Genomic DNA, 21,565 nt, shown 5'->3' on the forward strand with positions numbered 1-21,565 from the left:
CGGCCCTGCCATTACATCGAAGACGCAGAGCGCACAGCGCGCCAAACAAGCGAGCAATGCGCCCCCTTATGCGACCTTCGTATTTCGCGCCACTTCCTAACATCGGTAGAGCCTCGAAGAACTTGAGGCTTTTTTTCACACAGAAGAACAAAACGATTCCGTTGGACACGAACCGAACCGCCATTTCACTCTGACACCTGAAGCAGCCCGCCATGCGCACCCGACCCTTCACCGCCAGCTCTTGCGCCGCAGCCCGGGGGACCCCCCCCAGGCTGCGGGCTCAAGTCCGGGCGGCATTCGTCGAAAGCGCTAGCACAGGAATCGAGAACTCATGCCCGGAACAGGCATGGTTTTCCGGCCCTGACGTTCGAATCAAGCGCACACAGCCCCTGATCACAGGGACTGTGTGCCGCCATTCGAGCCCGTTCGATCACCACGGCGCGACATCGACCCTGTCGCCGCTGGGGTGCGCTGCCTCATGGTTTCACAGGAGTTGCCGGGTCGGACCACTGAACACCCCTGAGGAGGTCGGGACGGTGCGGCTGGGCATGCATGAATGCCCGCTGCCATCGCCTGCCCGAGCGAGCCACTGATGAGCACCCTGATCCCCCACTTGTCGACCACCCAGATTGCGGGCCTGACCACCCGCACGCTGGGCCGTTTCTCGACCGAAGATTGGGCTGCCTTCAGCAGCGACCAGATCCAGGCCCTGACCACGCAGCAGTTCGCCTCGCTCGGCAGCTTTGCCATGAGCGCGCTGAGCAGCGAGCAGATTCGCTTCTTCCAAACCGCCGATCTGCGCGCACTCAGCAGCACCGCCCTGCGCGCTCTGAGCACGGACAAGATCGCCGCGCTCGACTCCGACCAGCTCGGCGCCCTGGGCACCCAACAGGTGGCCGCGCTGAGCAGCACGCAAATTCAGGGCTTGCTCAGCGAAGACCTGAATGCCTTCAACAGCGCACAGATGCGCGCCCTGCAATCCAGCCAGATCGCGGCCCTGGGCAGCGATCAATTGCGCAGCCTCAGCACCGAAGACCTGGTGGCCCTCAGCACAGCCGGCCTGCGCGGTCTGAGCGCCAACCAGCTGGGCCAGTTGGGCAGCGACCAGATCGTCGCCCTGAGCACGCAGCAAGTGGCCTCGCTCAACAGCAGCCAGGTCGCTGGTTTGAAAACCGAACAGATCGCCAAGATGGCGACGGACGATCTGCAGGCCCTGAACAGCGCCGCCCTGCGCGCGCTGAACAGCGAACAGCTGACGGCGCTCAGCTCCGAGCAGTGGCAAGCACTGGGCACCGCCCAGGTGGCTGCCCTCAGCGGCAGCCAGCTGGCCAGCCTGGCCAGCGAGGAGCTCAATGCCATGAGCAGCCGCCAGTTTGGCGCGCTCAATTCAGCCCAAGTCGCGTCTTTGCGCACCGACCAGATCCGCGGCCTGGAAACCGAAGACCTGGCCGCCCTCAACACCGCGGCCTTGCGCGGTCTCAGCGCCGAGCAACTCGGCGCCTTGGGCACCGAGCAGATCACGGCCCTGAGCACCGCCCAGGCTGCCGCGCTGAACAGTGCCCAGGTCGCCGGCCTGCGCACCGAGCAGATTGCCAGGCTGGCGAGCGACGATCTTCGAGCGCTCAACAGCGCGGCCCTGCGCAGCCTCGGCACCGATCAGCTCGCCGCGCTCAGCTCGGACCAGCTGGCCGCACTCGGCACGGCGCAAGTCAACGCCTTGACCGCCGCCCAGATTCAGAGCCTGTCCAGCGACGACCTCAATGCCTTCAGCAGCGCCCAGTTCCGCGCCCTGAACTCGGCCCAGCTCTCGGCCATCAGCAGTGACCAGATGCGCACGCTGAGCACCGAGGATCTGGCTGCCCTGAGCAGCGCCGGTCTGCGCGGCCTGCGCGCCGAGCAGCTCGCGGCCCTGGGCACGGAGCAGATCGTGGCCATGGGCAGCCAGCAGTTCGCGGCCCTCAACAGCGTGCAGGCCCAAGGTCTGCGCACCGACCAGATCGCCGCCCTGCAAAGCGAGGATCTGCGCGCGCTCAGCACCGCCGTGATCCGCTCGCTCAGCAGCGAACAGATCGCCGCACTGGGCTCAGACCAGATTGCCGTGCTCGGCACGGCCCAGCTCAGCGCCATGGCCAGCGCCCCGGTGAACCAGCTGGCGGCACTCAGCACCGACGAGATCCGCGCCTTCACCACCGCCCAGATGGCGGTGCTCAACAGCGCCCAGATCGGCGGCCTGCGCAGCGACCAGATCGCCGCCCTGCAGACCGAAGACCTGCGCGCCATCCAGAGCGGCGCCCTGCGTGCACTGAGCAGCGAACAGCTGGCGGCTCTGGGCTCCGAGCAGATGGCGGCCCTGGGCACGGCCCAGCTCAATGCCCTCACCTCGGCCCAGATCCGCAGCCTGGACAGCGAACACCTCAATGCCCTGACGGCCACCCAGTGGCAGGCCATGAGCTCGGCCCAGACTGCCGCCCTGCTGACGGATCAGATTGCCGGCATTGGCACGGAAGATTGGGCCGCCATCGGCACCGCGGGCTTGCGTGGACTCAGCTCGGCCCAGCTCGAAAGCCTGGGTACGGGCAGCAAGGTCGCCGCCTTGACCACCGCCCAGGCGGCGGCGCTGACGAGCAGCCAGATCACGGGCCTGCAGGTGCAGGCCATGGAGACGGACGACCTGCGCGCCCTGAGCACGGCCGCCATCCGCGCGCTCAGCTCCGAGCAGCTGGGCAACCTCAGTTCGGATTCTCAGCAAGCACTAAGCAGCCAGCAGGTGGCTGCGTTGAGCAGCGCGCAAATTCAGGGGCTGGGTGCCTCCCTCAAGGATTTCAGCTCCGGCCAGTTTGCGGCCATGAATTCCAGCCAGGTCGCGGCCATGGGCAGCGATCAGGTACAGGCGCTCGATGTCTCCGACCTCGCCGCCCTCAACACCGCCGCCCTGCGCGGCCTCCATGCCGGCCAGTTGGCCGCCATGAGCAGCGATCAGCTGATCGGCCTGAGCACCCAGCAGTACGCCGTGCTCAACAGCGCCCAGGTCCAATCCCTGAGCGCCGCCCAGATGGGCCGGCTGGCCACCGATGACCTGCGCGCGCTCAACAGCGGCGCCCTGCGAGGCCTCAGCACCGAACAACTGGCCGGCTTGAGCAGCGATCAGCTGGCCGCCCTGGGCACACAGCAGGTCAATGCGCTGACCCAGACCCAGCTGCAATCCTTGTCCAGCGAAGACCTGAATGCCCTCAGCACCCAGCAGTTCCAGGCCCTGAACTCGGCCCAGGTGGGCGCGTTGAGCACCGATCAGCTGCGCTCGCTGCAAAGCGAGGACCTGCTGGCCATCGGCAGTGCCGGCTGGCGCGGCCTGAACTCCGCTCAGCTCGGCGCCCTGGGCACGGATCAGATCGTGGCGCTGAGCACCCAGCAGTTCGCTGCCTTGAACAGCGTCCAGGTGCAGGGCCTGCGCAGCGAGCAAATCGCCAAGATCGCCAGCGATGACCTGCAAGCCCTCAACAGTGCCGCCCTGCGCGCCCTCAGCAGCGAGCAGCTGGCCGCCCTGGGCAGCGAACAATGGGCAGTCCTGGGCTCGGCCCAGATCAACGCGCTCAGCTCAGTGCAGATCCAAAGCCTGTCCAGCGAAGACCTGAACGCCCTCACCACGGCCCAGTTCCGCGCCATGAACTCGGCCCAAGTGGCAGCGATAGCCAGCGATCAAATCCGCAGCCTGCAAACCGAAGACCTGGCAGCGCTGAGCACTGCCGGTCTGCGTGGCCTGAGCGCCAACCAGATCGCCGCCTTGGGCAGCGACCAGATCATCGCCCTGACCACGGCGCAGGCCGCGGCACTGAACAGCGCCCAGATCCAGGCCCTGAGCACCGAGCAGATCAGCCATCTGCAGACCGATGATCTGCGAGCCCTCAGCACCGGCGCCATCCGCGCCCTCAGCACCGATCAGATGCGGGCGCTGGATTCCGAACAGATTGCTGCTCTGAGCACCGCGCAGATCGCGGCGCTCAGCAGTTCGCCGATCAACCAGCTGGGCGTGCTCAGCAGCGACGAGATTCGTGCCCTCAGCTCGGCCCAGATTGCAGCCCTGGGCAGCGCCCAGATCGGTGGCCTCAGCAGCGACCAGTTCGCCAGCCTGGCGACCGAAGACCTGGCCGCCATCAACACCCGTGCGCTTCAATCGCTGGGCACCGACCGGCTGGCCGCCCTGGGCTCGGACCAGATGGCAGCCCTGACCACGGCCCAGGTCGCCGCACTCAGCAGCAGCCAGATCCAGGGCCTGGGCAGCGAAGACCTCAACGCCTTGAGCACGGCCCAGTTCCGAGCGCTCAACTCGGCCCAGATCGCAGCGCTGAGCACCGAGCAGGTCGCCAGCCTGGCCGCCGACGATCTGGCTGCCATCCACACCGGCGCTTGGCGCGGCTTCAGCTCGACCCAGCTGGCGGTACTGGGTACGGATCAGATCATTGCCATCAGCACCGCCCAGGCCGCCGCTCTCAACAGCGCCCAGGTGGCGGGTCTGCAAGCCAGCCAGATGGCCAAGCTGGCCACCGATGACCTGCAAGCGCTCAACTCGGCGGCCTTGCGCGCCCTGAGCTCGGAACAGTTGGCCGCCCTGGGCTCGGATCAATGGCGGGTGCTGGGCAGCAATCAGCTCAACGCCCTGAGCAGCATGCAGATCCAGAGCCTGGCCAGCGAGGACCTCAATGCCCTGAGCACGGCCCAGTTCCGCGCCCTCAACTCGGCCCAGGTGGCGGCATTGACGACCGACCAGCTGCGCGCCCTGGCCAGCGAAGACCTGGCCGCCATCCACACCGGCGCTCTGCGCGGCCTGAGTGCCAACCAGCTCGGTGCCCTGGGCACCGACCAGATCATCGCCCTGAGCACCGCCCAGGTCGCGGTGCTGAACAGTGCCCAGGTCAGCGGCTTGCGCACCGATCAGATCGCCAAGATCGCCAGCGACGACCTGCAAGCCCTGAACAGCGCCGCCCTGCGCGCGCTCAGCAGCGAGCAGCTCGCCGCCCTGGGTTCCGAGCAACTGGCCTTGCTGAGCAGCCAGCAGATCAACGCCCTGACCTCGGCGCAGATTCAAAGCCTGGCCAGCGAGGACTTGAACGCCTTCACCAGCGCCCAGTTCCGGGCCATGAACTCGGCGCAGATCGCGGCCCTCTCGAGTGATCAGATACGCAGCCTGCAGACCGAAGACCTGGCGGCCATCAGCACGACCGGATTGCGCGGCCTGAGCGCCGAGCAGCTGGCGGCCTTGGGCACCGAACACATCGTGGCCCTGAGCAGCAGCCAGGCCGCCATGCTGAACAGCGCCCAGGTGGCCGGCCTGCGCACGGATCAGATCGCGCGCCTGGAGAGCGACGATCTGCGTGCCCTGAACAGCGGCGCCCTGCGTGCCCTGAACAGCGATCAGCTGCGCGCGCTGGGCTCGGACCAATGGGCCGCGCTCACCACGGCCCAGGTCAATGCCCTGACGCCCAGCCAGCTGCAAAGCCTGGGCAGCGAAGACCTCAATGCCCTGAGCACGGCCCAGTTCCGCGTCATCGGCTCGGCACAGATCGCCGCCCTGGGCAGCGACCAGCTGCGCAGCCTGCAAAGCGAGGATCTCGCCGCCATCGGCAGCACCGGCCTGCGCGGTCTCAGCGCCGCACAGCTGGGCGCCCTGGGCACCGAGCAGATCGTGGCCATGAGCAGCAGCCAATTCGCGGCCCTGAACAGCGCCCAGATCCAGGGCCTGCGCACCGACCAGCTGGTGGCCATGCAGAGCGAGGACCTGCGCGCGCTCAGCTCAGCCGCCATCCGAGCCCTGAGCAGCGAGCAGTTCCAGGCCCTGGGCTCGGACCAGATCGCCGCCCTCACCACCGCCCAGATTGCCGCCCTCAGCACGGCGCCGGCCAACCAGCTGGCCACGCTGAGCAGCGATGAAATCCGCGCCCTCAGCACCGCCCAGGTGGCGGCCCTGAACAGCGCCCAGATCCAGGGCCTGAGCAGCGAGCAGATCGCCGCCATGGCCACCGACGATCTGCAGGCCCTCAACCTGAATGCGATCAAGGCCTTGGCCAGCGATCGCCTGGCCGCGCTCGGCAGCGAGCAATGGGCCGCGCTCAGCACCGCCCAGGTCAACGCCCTGAGCAGCAGCCAGGTGCAAAGCCTGGCCACCGAGGACCTGAATGCGCTGACCAGCCTGCAGTTCCGCGCCCTCAACTCCGCCCAGCTGGGCGCATTGCGCAGCGACCAGCTCCAGTCCCTGGCCACCGAAGATTTGGCCGCCCTCAGCACGGCGGCCTGGAAGGGTTTGGCCGCCGACCAGCTGGCCGTGCTGAGCAGCGAGCAGATCATCGCCCTCAGCACTGCCCACGCGGCCGCCCTCAACAGCGCCCAGATCGCGGGTCTGCGCACCGATCAACTGGCCCGCATGGCCACCGACGACCTGGCGGCGCTCAACAGCGCCGCCCTGCGCGCGCTCAGCTCCGATCAACTGCGCGCCCTGGGCTCGGATCAGTTCGCGGCCCTGGGTACGCAGCAGGTCAACAGCCTGACTGCGGCGCAAATCCAGAGCCTGGGCAGCGAGGACCTGAACGCGCTGAGCAGCAGCCAGTTCCGCGCCCTCAACTCCTCGCAGATCGCCCTGATCCTGACCGAGCAGATCCGCACCCTGAGCACCGAGGACCTGGCCGCCATCAGCACCACCGGCTTGCGCGGCCTGAGCGCCGCGCAGCTCGGTGTGCTCGGCAGCGATCAGCTGATCGCCCTCACCACCGCCCAGGTGGCGGCCCTCAACAGCGTCCAGGTCGCGGGGCTGCAAACGAGCCAGATGGCCAAGCTGGCCACCGACGATCTGCAGGCCTTTAACAGCGGCGCCTTGCGCGCACTGAGCAGCGAGCAGCTGGCGGCCCTGAGCAGCGAGCAATGGATGGCGCTCAGCACCAACCAGATCAACAACCTGACCGCGGCCCAGGTGCAAAGCCTGTCCAGCGAGGATCTCAACGCCCTCAGCACCGCCCAGTTCCGGGCCCTGAGCTCGGCCCAGATCGCCCTGATCCTGACCGAACAGATCCGCACGCTCAGCACCGAAGACCTGGCCGCCATCAGCACAGCCGGGCTCAAGGGTTTGAGCGCCGGTCAGCTCGGTGTGCTGGGCACAGACCAGTTGGTGGCCCTGAGCACGGCCCAGGTCAACGCCCTGAACAGCAGCCAGGTGCAGGGCCTGCGCACCGATCAGTTGGCCAAGCTGGCCAGCGACGACCTGCAAGCCCTGAACAGCAGCGCCCTGCGCGCCCTGAGCAGCGAGCAGTTGGCCGCCTTGAGCAGCGAGCAGTGGGCGGCACTGGGCACCGCCCAGGTCAACAGCCTGAGCTCCAGCCAGATCCAGAGCCTGGCCAGCGAGGACCTCAACGCCCTGAGCACAGCCCAGTTCGCGGCCCTGAGTTCGACCCAGGTTTCGGCCCTGCTCAGCGACCAGCTGCGCAGCCTGCAAAGCGAAGACCTGGCGGCCATCGGCAGCGCTGGGCTGAGGGGCCTGAGCTCCAGCCAGCTCGGCGCCCTGGGCACCGAGCAGATCGTGGCGCTGAGCACGGCCCAAGTGGCAGCGCTGAACAGCGCCCAGATCGCCGGTCTGCGCACCGACCAGATCGCCAAGCTCGCCAGCGATGACTTGCAAGCCCTCAACAGCGGCGCCCTGCGGGCCCTCAGCACCGATCAGATCGCGGCCCTGGGCTCCGATCAGCTGGCTGCGCTGAGCACGGCCCAGGTGAACGCGCTGACCTCGAGCCAGATGCAAGGCTTGCGCAGCGAGGACCTGAATGCGCTGACCACCACCCAGTTCGCCGCCCTGAGCAGCGGCCAACTGGCTGCCCTGGGCAGCGACCAGTTGCGCCTGCTCAACACCGAAGACCTGGCCGCCATCGGTACGGCCGGGCTGCGCGGTCTGAGTGCCGCCACACTCGGAGCCTTGGGTACCGAAGCCACGGTGGCCCTGAGCAGCAGCCAGTTCGCCGCCTTGAGCAGCAGCCAGGTGAGCGGACTGGGCAGCGACCAGATGCGCACGCTGCAGACCGAAGACCTGCGCGCCCTCAGCAGCAGCGCCCTGCGCGCCCTCAGCACCGACCAGCTGGCGGCCCTGGGCTCCGAGCAATGGCGTGCCCTGGGCACGCAGCAGCTCAACAGCTTGCAGACCCACCAGATCCAGGGCCTGCGCAGCGAAGACCTCAATGCCTGGACCAGCGAGCAGTTCCAGGCCATCGCCTCGACCCAGCTGGCCGCCTTGCAAAGCGACCAGCTGCGCAGCCTCAGCAGCGAGGCCTTGAGCACGATCGGCACGGCCGGCTTGCGAGGCTTCAGCGCCGACCAGATCGGCGCGCTGCGCACCGATCAGATCGTGGCCCTGAGTACAGCCCAGAGCGCGGCCCTGAGCAGCGCCCAGGTCAGCGGGCTGAACACCGAACAGATCAGCAAGCTGCAAACCGAGGACCTGCGTGCCCTCAACACCAGCGCCTTGCGGGCCCTGGACAGCGAGCAGCTGGCGGCTCTGAGCTCGGAGCAGATCCAGGCCCTCAGCACGGCCCAGGTCAATGCCCTGACCCTGGAGCAGTTCCAGAGCCTGGGCAGCGATGACCTCAATGCCCTGACCAGCACCCAGTTCAGCGGCCTGAACTCGGCCCAGATCGGCGCACTCGGCAGCGACCAGCTGCGCACCCTGAGCACCGAGGACTTCGCCGCCATCAGCACGGCGGGCTTCCGCGGCCTGGATGCCGGCGACATCGCCGCCCTGGGCACGGATCAGATCGTGGCCCTGAGCACCGCTCAGGCCGCCACCCTGACCGCCGCCCAGGCCGAAGGCCTGCGCACGGACCATATCGCCAAGCTGCAGTCCGACGATCTGCAAGCCCTGTCCACCGCTGCCATCCGCGCCCTGGACAGCGAGCAGTTCACCGCCCTCAGCTCCGAGCAGCTGACCCGTCTCACCAACGCCCAGTTCGCCGTGCTGACAGCCGCCCAGGTGCGCACCATCAGCACTGAAGAGCTGCGCAGCCTGAACACCGAGCAGGTCCGTGGATTCACCTCGGCCCAGATCGAGGGCTTCAGCACCGAGATGGTGGCCAGCCTGAGCACCGAGCATGTCGGCGCCCTGAGCATCTTCGCCCTGCGCGGCATGAGCAGCGAACAGCTCAATGCCTTGCAAAGCGACCAGATCGCGGCCCTCAGCCGGCTGCAGGTGGGTGCACTCACCACGGCACAGGTCCAGAGCTGGAGCACCGAGGACATCCGCGCTCTGAACAGCAGCCAGGTCTATGCCATGGGCTCGGCCCAGCTGGGTGCACTCAGCACGGATCAGCTTCTGCAGTTCTCGACCGAGGATCTGGCCGCCATCAGCACCGGTTCTCTGCGAGGGCTGAGCGCAGAAGACTTCACCGCCCTGGGTTCGGACCAGCTGCGGGCCTTGAGCAGCAGCCAGTTCGCGGCCCTGAGCAGCAGCCAGGTGGCCGGCATCGAGGCGGCCGATATGGCGCGGCTGCAAACCGAAGACCTGCGGGCCCTGAGCACCCAGGTGGTTCAGCAGCTGAGCAGCGAGCAATTCGCCGCCCTCAACACCGAGCACCTGAGCGCCCTGTCCACGCAGCAGATCCTGGCCTTGAGCACCGAGCACATCAGCAGCTTCAGCAGCGAGGACATCCAGGCCCTGAGCAGCCAGCAGATCGCCGCCTTCAGCTCACGTCAGCTGGGCAGCTTCAGCACCGAGCAGATCATCTCCCTGAGCACCGACGACATCAAGGCCTTCACCACCGAGCAGATGCACGGACTGACGACCGAGCAGATCCATGCCTTCACCACCGACCAGATCCCGGGATTCGAACCCGAGGACCTGGCCTCGCTGAACATGACCCAGGTGCTGGCCTTCAGCGACGCTGCGGCCAATGTGTTCAGTGCCGAACAGCTGGAAGGCCTGTACCTGGCCACGCCCATCGTGCTGGACCTGGATGGCAACGGCGTCAGCACCGTGGCCGCCGCGCAGGGCGCGCAGTTCGATATGTTCGGCACCGGCCATGCCCACCAATGGGGTTGGGTGGCACCGCAAGATGGCCTGCTGGTCATGGACCGCAACGGTGACGGCCAGATCAACAGCGGCCGCGAGCTGTTCGGCAGCGGCACGCTGCTGGCCAATGGCCAACGCGCCAGCAACGGCTTTGCCGCCATGGCCGAGCTCGACCTCAACCGCGACGGCCGTCTGGACGCCCTCGACGCCGGCTTCCAGGACCTCAAGGTCTGGGTCGACGGCAACGGCGATGGCCGCACCGACGCCGGCGAGCTGCGCTCCTTGCAGGAACTGGGCATTCGCGACTTCAACCTGCAAGCCCAGCAAGGCAACAGCCTGGATCAGGGCAATCTGCTCGGCCTGGTCGCGGACTACCGCACCGAGGATGGGCAGAACCATGCCCTGGTCGATGTCTGGTTTGCCCGCGACCGTGGCGGCGACAGCGCCGGCCCGGCCGCCAGCATGCCGGCCCTGGGTGAGCTGCTGAGCGGCCCCAGCGCGTCCTTGCTGGCCCCATCCGCACAGGACCAGCAGGTGTCGGCTGCGCAAGGCGCGCATGCCCTGGCGGCCTTGCGTCGTTCTTGGCTGGACGACGACAGCCTGCCACCTCCCCTGATCTGAGGGCCCCGCGATGCAAGCTCGACCCCACCCTCCCTTCATCAATGCCACGGCATCGCTTCGGCCGCCGTGGCAGGCAGAAATGCGCAGGCAATCGGCTTGTTATGCCCGATTCGGCCGGCTCAAGTTCCGGAAAACTCTGACCAGGGAGCCAAAAGCATGAAAAGCCAGGTTTCAGGCCGGGATGAGCACCGCCGCATGCGCGGGGGTGCTTGCTCAAGTTTGGTCCAGCAACGTCGAAATCCCACGGAAGCGGAAGGAGAGCATGGCGGCCTGCGCAAGCCCGCCCTGATCTCCGGCCACCCAGGAAGCCGACGACACAAGCGCAGTGTGGATGCGCACACCCCCCCGCCCGGCGGCGGCGTTCACGCCCCAGTCCGAGCACGTAATTGCTGAAGCAAGGCCAGTTTTAGCCCAGCGAATCATCGGTTCCAGATGCCCGATCCGGCCCTGGAACCAGGAACATACCAAGTGAGCTCATCATGACGACACTGATCCCCGGCTACTCGACAGAGCAGATTGCAGGCCTGTCCACGCGCACGCTGTCCCGCCTCACCTCCGAAGACTGGGCGGCATTCAGCAGCGACCAGATCATTGCGCTGACGACCCGTCAATTCGCCTCGCTGGGCACTTTGGCGCTCGCGTCCTTGAGCTCCGACCAGGTGGCCTTCTTCCAGACCGACGATTTGCGGGTCTTGAGCAGCGCGGCGATCCGCCAGCTCAGCACCGACAAGCTGGCGGCCTGGAACTCCGACCAGTTCGGCGCCCTGACCACCGCCCAGGTCAATGCCCTGACGGCGAGCCAGGTCCAGGGCTTGGGCAGCGACGACTTGAACGCGCTGAACTCGGCACAGTTCCGGGCCATGAGCTCGACCCAGGTGGCGGCCATCACCACCGATCAGCTCAAGACCATGACCACGGAGGATGTCTCTGCGATTGGCACCTCCGGCCTGCGCGGCCTGAGCGCCGGGCAGCTGGGGGCCCTGACCACCGATCAAATCGTCTCGCTGACCACCCAGCAAGCGGCGGGCTTGAACAGCACCCAGGTCTCGGGCCTGAGCACCGAGCAGCTGTCCAAACTGGCCACCGACGATCTGCAGGCGCTGAACACCAGCGCCTTGCGCAATCTGACGACCGAGCAGCTCGGCGCCCTGGCCTCTGACCAGATCGGCGCCCTGACCACCGCCCAGGTCAATGCACTGACTGCCGCCCAGATTCAAGGCCTCTCCAGCGATGACCTGAACGCCTTCACCACGGCGCAGTTCCGCGGCATGAGTTCGACCCAGGTCGGCGCCATCAGCACCGACCAGATCAAGACCTTGACCACCGAGGACTTTGCCGCCATCAGCACCAGCGGCCTGCGCGGCCTGAGCGCTGGTCAAGTGGGCGCCCTGACGACCGACCAGATCGTCGCCCTGACCACCCAACAAGCGGCCGCCCTGAACAGCAGTCAGGTCGCCGGCCTGGGTACCGAGCAGGTGTCCAAGCTCGCCACCGATGATCTGCAAGCCATCAACTCGGCGGCACTGCGCAATCTCAGCACCGACCAGCTCGGCGCGCTCGCCTCGGACCAACTGGGCGCCCTGACCACTGCGCAAGTCAATGCACTGACCGCCGGCCAGATCCAGGGCCTGTCCAGCGATGACCTGAACGCCTTCACCACCGCCCAGTTCCGCGCCATGAGTTCGGGCCAGGTGGCTGCCATCTCGACGGACCAGGTCAAGACCTTGACCACCGAGGACTTTGCCGCCATCGGCACGGGTGGCCTGCGTGGCCTGACGGCCGGCCAGGTCGGCGTGCTGACCACCGACCAGATCGTCGCCCTGACCACCCAGCAAGCCGCCGCCCTGAACAGCGTGCAGGTCGCGGGCTTCAGCACCGAGCAAGTCTCCAAGCTGGCCACCGATGACCTGCAAGCCATCAACACCAGCGCCCTGCGCAACCTCAACAGCGATCAGCTCGGTGCGCTGGCGTCCGACCAGCTCGGCGCCCTGACCACCGCGCAAGTCAATGCACTGACGGCCGGCCAGATCCAAGGCCTGTCCAGCGATGACCTGAACGCCTTCACCACCGCCCAGTTCCGCGCCATGAGCTCGGCCCAGGTCGGCGCCATCAGCACCGACCAGATCAAGACCCTGACCACCGAGGACCTGGCGTCCATCGGCACGGGTGGCCTGCGTGGCCTGAGCGCCGGCCAGGTCGGCGCCCTGACCACCGACCAGATCGTCGCCCTGACCACCCAGCAAGCCGCCACGCTCAACAGCGTGCAGATCGCCGGCCTGGGCACGGAACAAGTCTCCAAGCTGGCCACCGATGACTTGCAAGCCATCAACACCAGCGCCCTGCGCAATCTGACGACCGAGCAGCTCGGTGCCCTGGCCTCTGACCAGATTGGCGCCCTGACCACCGCCCAAGTCAATGCGTTGACCGCGGGCCAGATCCAAGGTCTGTCCAGTGACGACCTCAATGCGCTGACCACGGCACAGTTCCGCGCCATCAGCTCGACGCAAGTCGGCGCCATCAGCACCGACCAGATCAAGACCCTGACCACCGAGGATGTCGCGGCCATCGGTACCAGCGGCCTGCGTGGCCTGAGCGCCGGCCAGGTCGGCGCGCTGACCACCGACCAGATCGTCGCCCTGAGCACCCAGCAAACCGCCGCCCTGAACAGCGTGCAGATTGCCGGCCTGGGCACGGAGCAAGTCTCCAAGCTGGCCACCGATGACCTGCAAGCCATCAACACCAGCGCCCTGCGCAACCTCAACAGCGACCAGCTCGGTGCGCTGGCGTCCGACCAGCTCGGCGCCCTGACCACCGCGCAAGTCAACGCACTGACGGCCGGCCAGATCCAAGGCCTGTCCAGCGATGACCTGAACGCCTTCACCACAGCGCAGTTCCGCGCCATGAGTTCGGGCCAGGTGGCGGCCATCTCGACGGACCAGGTCAAGACCTTGACCACCGAGGACTTTGCCGCCATCGGCACGGGTGGCCTGCGGGGCCTGACCGCGGGCCAAGTGGGTGTGCTGACGACCGACCAGATCGTGGCCCTGACCACGGCCCAGGCCGCGGCGCTCAACAGCGTGCAGATTGCCGGCCTGGGCACGGAGCAAGTCTCCAAGCTGGCCACCGATGACCTGCAAGCCATCAACACCAGCGCCCTGCGCAACCTCAACAGCGATCAGCTCGGTGCCCTGGCCTCCGACCAGCTCGGCGCCCTGACCACGGCGCAGGTCAATGCACTCACGGCCGGCCAGATCCAAGGCCTGTCCAGCGACGACCTGAACGCCTTCACCACCGCGCAGTTCCGCGCCATGAGCTCGGCCCAGGTCGGCGCCATCAGCACCGACCAGATCAAGACCCTGACCACCGAGGACCTGGCGTCCATCGGCACGGGTGGCCTGCGTGGCCTGACGGCCGGCCAGGTCGGCGCCCTGACGACCGACCAGATCGTCGCCCTGACCACCCAGCAAGCCGCCACGCTCAACAGCGTGCAGATTGCCGGCCTGGGCACGGAACAAGTCTCCAAGCTGGCCACCGATGACCTGCAAGCCATCAACACCAGCGCCCTGCGCAACCTCAACAGCGACCAGCTCGGTGCGCTGGCGTCCGACCAGCTCGGCGCGCTGACCACGGCGCAAGTCAATGCGCTGACGGCCAGCCAGATCCAGAACCTGTCCAGCGACGACCTGAACGCCTTCACCACGGCCCAGTTCCGCGCCATGAGCTCGACCCAGGTCGCGGCCATCACCACCGATCAGATCAAGACCCTGACGACCGAGGACTTTGCCGCCATCGGCACGGGCGGCCTGCGTGGCCTGACGGCCGGCCAGCTGGGGGCCCTGACGACCGACCAGATCGTCGCCCTGACCACCCAGCAAGCCGCCGCCCTGAACAGCGTGCAGATTGCCGGCCTGGGCACGGAGCAAGTCTCCAAGCTGGCCACCGATGACCTGCAAGCCATCAACACCAGCGCCTTGCGCAACCTCAACAGCGATCAGCTCGGTGCGCTGGCGTCCGACCAGCTCGGCGCCCTGACCACCGCGCAAGTCAATGCACTGACCGCCGGCCAGATCCAGGGCCTGTCCAGCGATGACCTGAACGCCTTCACCACGGCCCAGTTCCGCGCCATGAGCTCGACGCAAGTTGGCGCGATCAGCACCGACCAGGTCAAGACCCTGACCACCGAGGACTTCGCCGCCATCGGCACCGGCGGCCTGCGTGGCCTGACCGCGGGCCAAGTGGGTGTGCTGACGACCGACCAGATCGTTGCGCTGACCACGGCCCAAACGGCTGCGCTCAACAGCGTGCAGGTGACCGGCCTGACGACAGAGCAGATCTCCAAGCTGGCCACGGACGACCTGCAAGCCATCAACACCAGTGCCCTGCGGGCCCTGAGTACCGAACAGGTCGGCGCGCTCGCCTCGGATCAGCTGGCCTCCCTGAGCACCCTGCAGGTGAACGCACTGAACAACGGCCAGGTGCAAGGCCTGGTGACCGACGACCTCAACTCGCTGACCACGGCCCAGTTCCGAGCCATGAGCTCGACCCAGGTCGCGGCCATCACCACCGACCAGATCAAAGCCCTCTCCACCGAGGACTTTGCCGCCATCGGCACGGGTGGCCTGCGTGGCCTGACCGCGGGCCAAGTGGGTGTGCTGACGACCGACCAGATCATCGCCCTGACCACCCAGCAAGCCGCCGCCCTGAACAGCGTGCAGGTCGCGGGCTTCAGCACCGAGCAAGTCTCCAAGCTGGCCACCGACGATCTGCAAGCCATCAACACCAGTGCCCTGCGCAACCTCAACAGCGACCAGCTCGGTGCCCTGGCATCCGACCAGCTCGGCGCCCTGACCACGGCGCAGGTCAATGCACTCACGGCCGGCCAGATCCAAGGCCTGTCCAGCGATGACCTGAACGCCTTCACCACGGCCCAGTTCCGCGCCATGAGCTCGGCCCAGGTCGGCGCCATCAGCACCGACCAGATCAAGACCCTGACCACCGAGGACCTGGCGTCCATCGGCACGGGCGGCCTGCGTGGCCTGACGGCCGGCCAGGTCGGCGCCCTGACCACCGACCAGATCGTCGCCCTGACCACCCAGCAAGCCGCCACGCTCAACAGCGTGCAGATCGCCGGCCTGGGCACGGAACAAGTCTCCAAGCTGGCCACCGATGACTTGCAAGCCATCAACACCAGCGCCCTGCGCAATCTGACGACCGAGCAGCTCGGTGCCCTGGCCTCTGACCAGATTGGCGCCCTGACCACCGCCCAAGTCAATGCGTTGACCGCGGGCCAGATCCAAGGTCTGTCCAGTGACGACCTCAATGCGCTGACCACGGCACAGTTCCGCGCCATCAGCTCGACGCAAGTCGGCGCCATCAGCACCGACCAGATCAAGACCCTGACCACCGAGGATGTCGCGGCCATCGGTACCAGCGGCCTGCGTGGCCTGAGCGCCGGCCAGGTCGGCGCGCTGACCACCGACCAGATCGTCGCCCTGACGACCCAGCAAACCGCCGCCCTGAACAGCGTGCAGATTGCCGGCCTGGGCACGGAGCAAGTCTCCAAGCTGGCCACCGATGACCTGCAAGCCATCAACACCAGCGCCCTGCGCAACCTCAACAGCGACCAGCTCGGTGCGCTGGCCTCCGACCAGCTCGGCGCCCTGACCACCGCGCAAGTCAACGCACTGACGGCCGGCCAGATTCAAGGCCTGTCCAGCGATGACCTGAACGCCTTCACCACGGCCCAGTTCCGCGCCATGAGCTCGACGCAAGTTGGCGCGATCAGCACCGACCAGGTCAAGACCCTGACCACCGAGGACTTCGCCGCCATCGGCACCGGCGGCCTGCGGGGCCTGACCGCGGGCCAAGTGGGTGTGCTGACGACCGACCAGATCGTGGCCCTGACCACGGCCCAGGCCGCGGCGCTCAACAGCGTGCAGATTGCCGGCCTGGGCACGGAGCAAGTCTCCAAGCTGGCCACCGATGACCTGCAAGCCATCAACACCAGCGCCCTGCGCAACCTCAACAGCGATCAGCTCGGTGCCCTGGCCTCCGACCAGCTCGGCGCCCTGACCACGGCGCAGGTCAATGCACTCACGGCCGGCCAGATCCAAGGCCTGTCCAGCGACGACCTGAACGCCTTCACCACCGCGCAGTTCCGCGCCATGAGCTCGGCCCAGGTCGGCGCCATCAGCACCGACCAGATCAAGACCCTGACCACCGAGGACCTGGCGTCCATCGGCACGGGTGGCCTGCGTGGCCTGACGGCCGGCCAGGTCGGCGCCCTGACGACCGACCAGATCGTCGCCCTGACCACCCAGCAAGCCGCCACGCTCAACAGCGTGCAGATTGCCGGCCTGGGCACGGAACAAGTCTCCAAGCTGGCCACCGATGACCTGCAAGCCATCAACACCAGCGCCCTGCGCAACCTCAACAGCGACCAGCTCGGTGCGCTGGCGTCCGACCAGCTCGGCGCGCTGACCACGGCGCAAGTCAATGCGCTGACGGCCAGCCAGATCCAGAACCTGTCCAGCGACGACCTGAACGCCTTCACCACGGCCCAGTTCCGCGCCATGAGCTCGACCCAGGTCGCGGCCATCACCACCGATCAGATCAAGACCCTGACGACCGAGGACTTTGCCGCCATCGGCACGGGCGGCCTGCGTGGCCTGACGGCCGGCCAGCTGGGGGCCCTGACGACCGACCAGATCGTCGCCCTGACCACCCAGCAAGCCGCCGCCCTGAACAGCGTGCAGATTGCCGGCCTGGGCACGGAGCAAGTCTCCAAGCTGGCCACCGATGACCTGCAAGCCATCAACACCAGCGCCTTGCGCAACCTCAACAGCGATCAGCTCGGTGCGCTGGCGTCCGACCAGCTCGGCGCCCTGACCACCGCGCAAGTCAATGCACTGACCGCCGGCCAGATCCAGGGCCTGTCCAGCGATGACCTGAACGCCTTCACCACGGCCCAGTTCCGCGCCATGAGCTCGACGCAAGTTGGCGCGATCAGCACCGACCAGGTCAAGACCCTGACCACCGAGGACTTCGCCGCCATCGGCACAGGCGGCCTGCGGGGCCTGAGCGCCGGCCAGGTCGGCGCCCTGACCACCGACCAGATCGTTGCGCTGACCACGGCCCAAACGGCCTCGCTCAACAGCATCCAGGTCAGCGGTTTGAGCACCGAGCAGATGTCTAAACTGGCCACCGATGACCTGCAGGCCATCAACACCAGCGCCCTGCGCAACCTCAACAGCGATCAGCTCGGTGCCCTGGCATCCGACCAGCTCGGCGCACTGAGCACGGCGCAAGTCAACGCGCTGACGGCCGGCCAGATCCAAGGTCTGTCCAGCGATGACCTGAACGCCTTCACCACGGCCCAGTTCCGCGCCATGAGCTCGACCCAGGTCGGCGCCATCACCACCGACCAGGTCAAGACCCTGACGACGGAGGATCTGTCATCCATCGGCACGGGCGGCCTGCGTGGCCTGACGGCCGGCCAGCTCGGCGCCCTGACCACGGACCAGGTGATTGCGCTGAGCACCACCCAGTTCGCTGCGCTGAACAGCGTCCAGGTGGTGGGCTTCGGCACCGAGCAGATGTCCAAGATTGCCACCGAGGATCTGCAAGCCATCAACACCAGCGCCCTGCGCAACCTCAACAGCGAGCAGCTTGGTGCCTTGGCTTCGGACCAGCTGGGAGCTCTGAGCACCATCCAGGTCAATGCCCTGACCGCCGGCCAGATCCAGACCCTGTCGAGTGACGACCTGAACGCCTTCACCACGGCCCAGTTCCGCGCCATGAGCTCGGCCCAGGTCGGTGCCATCACCACCGACCAGGTCAAGACCCTGACGACCGAGGACTTTGCCGCCATCGGCACGGGCGGTCTGCGTGGCCTGACGGCCGGCCAGGTCGGCGTGCTGACGACCGACCAGATCGTCGCCCTGACCACCCAGCAAGCCGCCACGCTCAACAGCGTGCAGATTGCCGGCCTGGGCACGGAACAAGTCTCCAAGCTGGCCACCGATGACCTGCAGGCGATCAACACCAGCGCCCTGCGCAATCTGACGACCGAGCAGCTGGGAGCCTTGGCCTCCGACCAGCTCGGCGCACTGACCACCACGCAAGTCAATGCCCTGACCGCCGGCCAGATCCAGGGTCTGTCCAGTGACGACCTGAACGCCTTCACCACGGCCCAGTTCCGCGCCATGAGCTCGAGCCAGGTGGCGGCCATCTCCACGGATCAGGTCAAGACCCTGACCACCGAGGACCTGGCGTCCATCGGCACCGCGGGCCTGCGAGGCCTGACAGCCGGTCAAGTCTCCGCTCTGACCACGGACCAGGTGATCGCCCTGAGCACCCAGCAGGTGGCCGTCCTGAACAGCGTGCAAGTCGCCGGTCTGGGCACGGAGCAAATGTCCAAGCTGGCCACCGACGACCTGCAAGCCATCAACAGCAGTGCCTTGCGCGCCTTCAACACCGAGCAATTGGGTGCCTTGGCGTCCGACCAGCTCGGCGCCCTGACCACCGCACAAGTCAACGCGCTGACCGCCGGCCAGATCCAGGGCCTGTCCAGCGACGACCTGAACGCCTTCACCACGGCCCAGTTCCGCGCCATGAGCTCGGGCCAGGTCGCGGCCATCACCACCGATCAGATCAAGACGCTGACGACGGAAGACCTGTCTTCCATCGGCACGGCGGGTCTGCGTGGCTTGACGGCCGGCCAGGTAGGCGCATTGACCACCGACCAGGTGGTCGCGCTGACCACGGCCCAAGCGGCGACGCTGAACAGCGTTCAGATCGTGGGACTGAGCACCGAACAGGTCTCCAAGCTGGCGACGGATGATCTGCAAGCGCTGAACACCAGTGCCCTGCGAGCCCTGAGCACCGAACAACTCGGCGCACTGGCCTCCGACCAACTCGGCGCCCTCAGCACGGCACAGGTCAATGCCTTGACCAATGCACAGATCCAAGGCCTGTCCAGCGACGACCTGAACGCCTTCACCACGGCGCAGTTCCGCGCCATGAGTTCAGGCCAGGTGGCCGCCATCTCCACGGATCAGATCAAGACCCTGACCACCGAGGACCTGGCCGCCATCGGCACCAGCGGTCTGCGCGGCCTGAGCGCCGGCCAGCTGGGTGTGCTGACGACCGACCAGATCATCGCCCTGACCACCACCCAGGCGGCTGCATTGAACAGCGCTCAGGTCGCTGGCTTCGGCACCGAGCAGATGAGCAAGCTGGCCACGGATGACCTGCAGGCGATCAACACCGGCGCGCTGCGCAACCTGAGCACTGACCAGCTCGGCGCCCTGGGCTCCGATCAGCTGGGCGCTCTGAGCACCACGCAGGTCAATGCCTTGACCGCAGGCCAGATCCAAGGCCTGGCCAGCGATGATCTGAATGCCTTCACCACGGCCCAGTTCCGCGCCATGAGCTCGACCCAGGTCGGCGCCATCAGCACCGACCAGATCAAGACGCTGACGACGGAAGACTTCTCGTCCATCGGCACCGCGGGCTTCCGCGGCCTGACGGCCGGGCAGTTGGGCGCGCTGACCACCGACCAGGTGATCGCGCTGACCACGCAGCAGGCCAATGCCTTGAACAGCTCGCAAGTGGGAGGTTTCACGACTGAGCAGATGTCCAAGCTGGCCACCGATGACCTGCGTGCCTTGACCACCTCGGCGCTGCGCAACTTCAGCACCGAGCAGTTCGAGGCCCTGACCACCGAGCATCTGGTGAACTTCACGACCCAGCAGTTCCAGTCCATCACCGTCAACCAGCTCGACACCCTGAGCACCGACGACATGGTGGCGCTGACAACCACCCAGGTCGCGACCTTCAGCTCGATCCAGATCGGCAGCCTGAGCACGGAGCAGTTCTCCAAGTTTGTGTCCGAGGACATCAAGGCCTTCACCACGGCCCAGATGGCGGGCCTGACCACGGAGCAGATCCACAGCATCACCTCGGATCAGATCAAGGGCTTCGACGCCGAAGATCTGGCCAAGCTGAACATGGCTCAGGTCCTGTCCTTCGCCACCGAATCTCTGGCAGCGCTGACAGCAGCCCAGTTGGACGGTCTCTACCTGGCCACCCCGATCGTGCTGGACCTGGACGGCAACGGCATCAGCACGCTGAGCGCGGCCGACGGCGTGAACTTTGACGTCAACGGCACGGGCAACACCAGCCAGAAATGGGGCTGGGTTGGCGGCAACGACGGCCTGCTGGTGCGCGACCTGAATGGTGACGGCATCATCAACAGCGGCAAGGAGTTGTTCGGCTCGGGCACGGAACTGGGCTCCGGTCAACGCGCCACCGACGGCTATGCCGCGATGCGCGAGCTGGATCTCAACCACGACGGCAAGCTCAATGCGCTGGATCAGAGCTTCGGCGAGCTCAAGGTCTGGGTCGATGCGGACAGCGACGGCCAAACCGATGGCGGCGAGCTGAAATCCTTGCAAGAGCTGGGCATCACCGAGATGAACCTGGCGGCGCAAGCCAACAGCACGATCGACCAGGGCAATCTGGTGGGACTGGTGTCGGGCTACACGACCAGCGACGGTCAGACCCACACCATGGCCGACGTCTGGTTCGCCAAGGACAACAGCCAGGCCGCAGCTCCCGCGCCGCAGCTGGGGGATGTGCTGGCCGGACCGGCTGGCACCCTGCTCGGCGAAGGGGCCGCGGTCAAGGGCAGCGATCTGGATCACAGCCAGAACGCGCAGGTGAGCCAGCAACACCTGTTCGTCAAGCAGCGTCCCGACGACGACGAGCTGCAGCGCATGAACCCGCTGATCTGATCGATCAGCCCGGACCCGGCCCCGACCCCGGGGCCGGGTCGCCCCGCACACCGCGGGGCTGCGAGCCCCGAGTGGGGCGCCCTCCACGGCGCCCTCACTCGGGGCTCGCTTGCTT

2 protein-coding genes are annotated in these 21,565 nt (G+C 67.1%); both read left to right on the forward strand.

Annotated elements, in window-relative coordinates; genetic code table 11:
- The first annotated feature begins 592 nt into the window (after window positions 1–592).
- Window positions 593–10,654 carry a hypothetical protein gene (locus OOB33_RS17770; protein WP_271009642.1) on the forward strand — a complete coding sequence of 3,354 codons (10,062 nt, stop codon included), beginning with the start codon at window positions 593–595 and terminating at the stop codon, window positions 10,652–10,654.
- Window positions 10,655–11,133: 479 nt separating this feature from the next.
- Window positions 11,134–21,450, forward strand: coding sequence for a hypothetical protein (locus tag OOB33_RS17775; protein ID WP_271009643.1), 10,317 nt, complete (start codon window positions 11,134–11,136; stop codon window positions 21,448–21,450).
- Window positions 21,451–21,565 lie beyond the last annotated feature (115 nt).

Origin of the sequence: Paucibacter sp. B51, from assembly GCF_027863535.1 — a bacterium.
In the GTDB taxonomy this organism is placed as follows: domain Bacteria; phylum Pseudomonadota; class Gammaproteobacteria; order Burkholderiales; family Burkholderiaceae_C; genus Paucibacter_A; species Paucibacter_A aquatilis.

What these genes read in the sequence shown, in the direction of transcription:
- OOB33_RS17770 (WP_271009642.1), top strand. Translation starts at nt 593, where the DNA reads ATGAGCACCCTGATCCCCCACTTGTCGACCACCCAGATTGCGGGCCTG.
- OOB33_RS17775 (WP_271009643.1), top strand. Translation starts at nt 11,134, where the DNA reads ATGACGACACTGATCCCCGGCTACTCGACAGAGCAGATTGCAGGCCTG.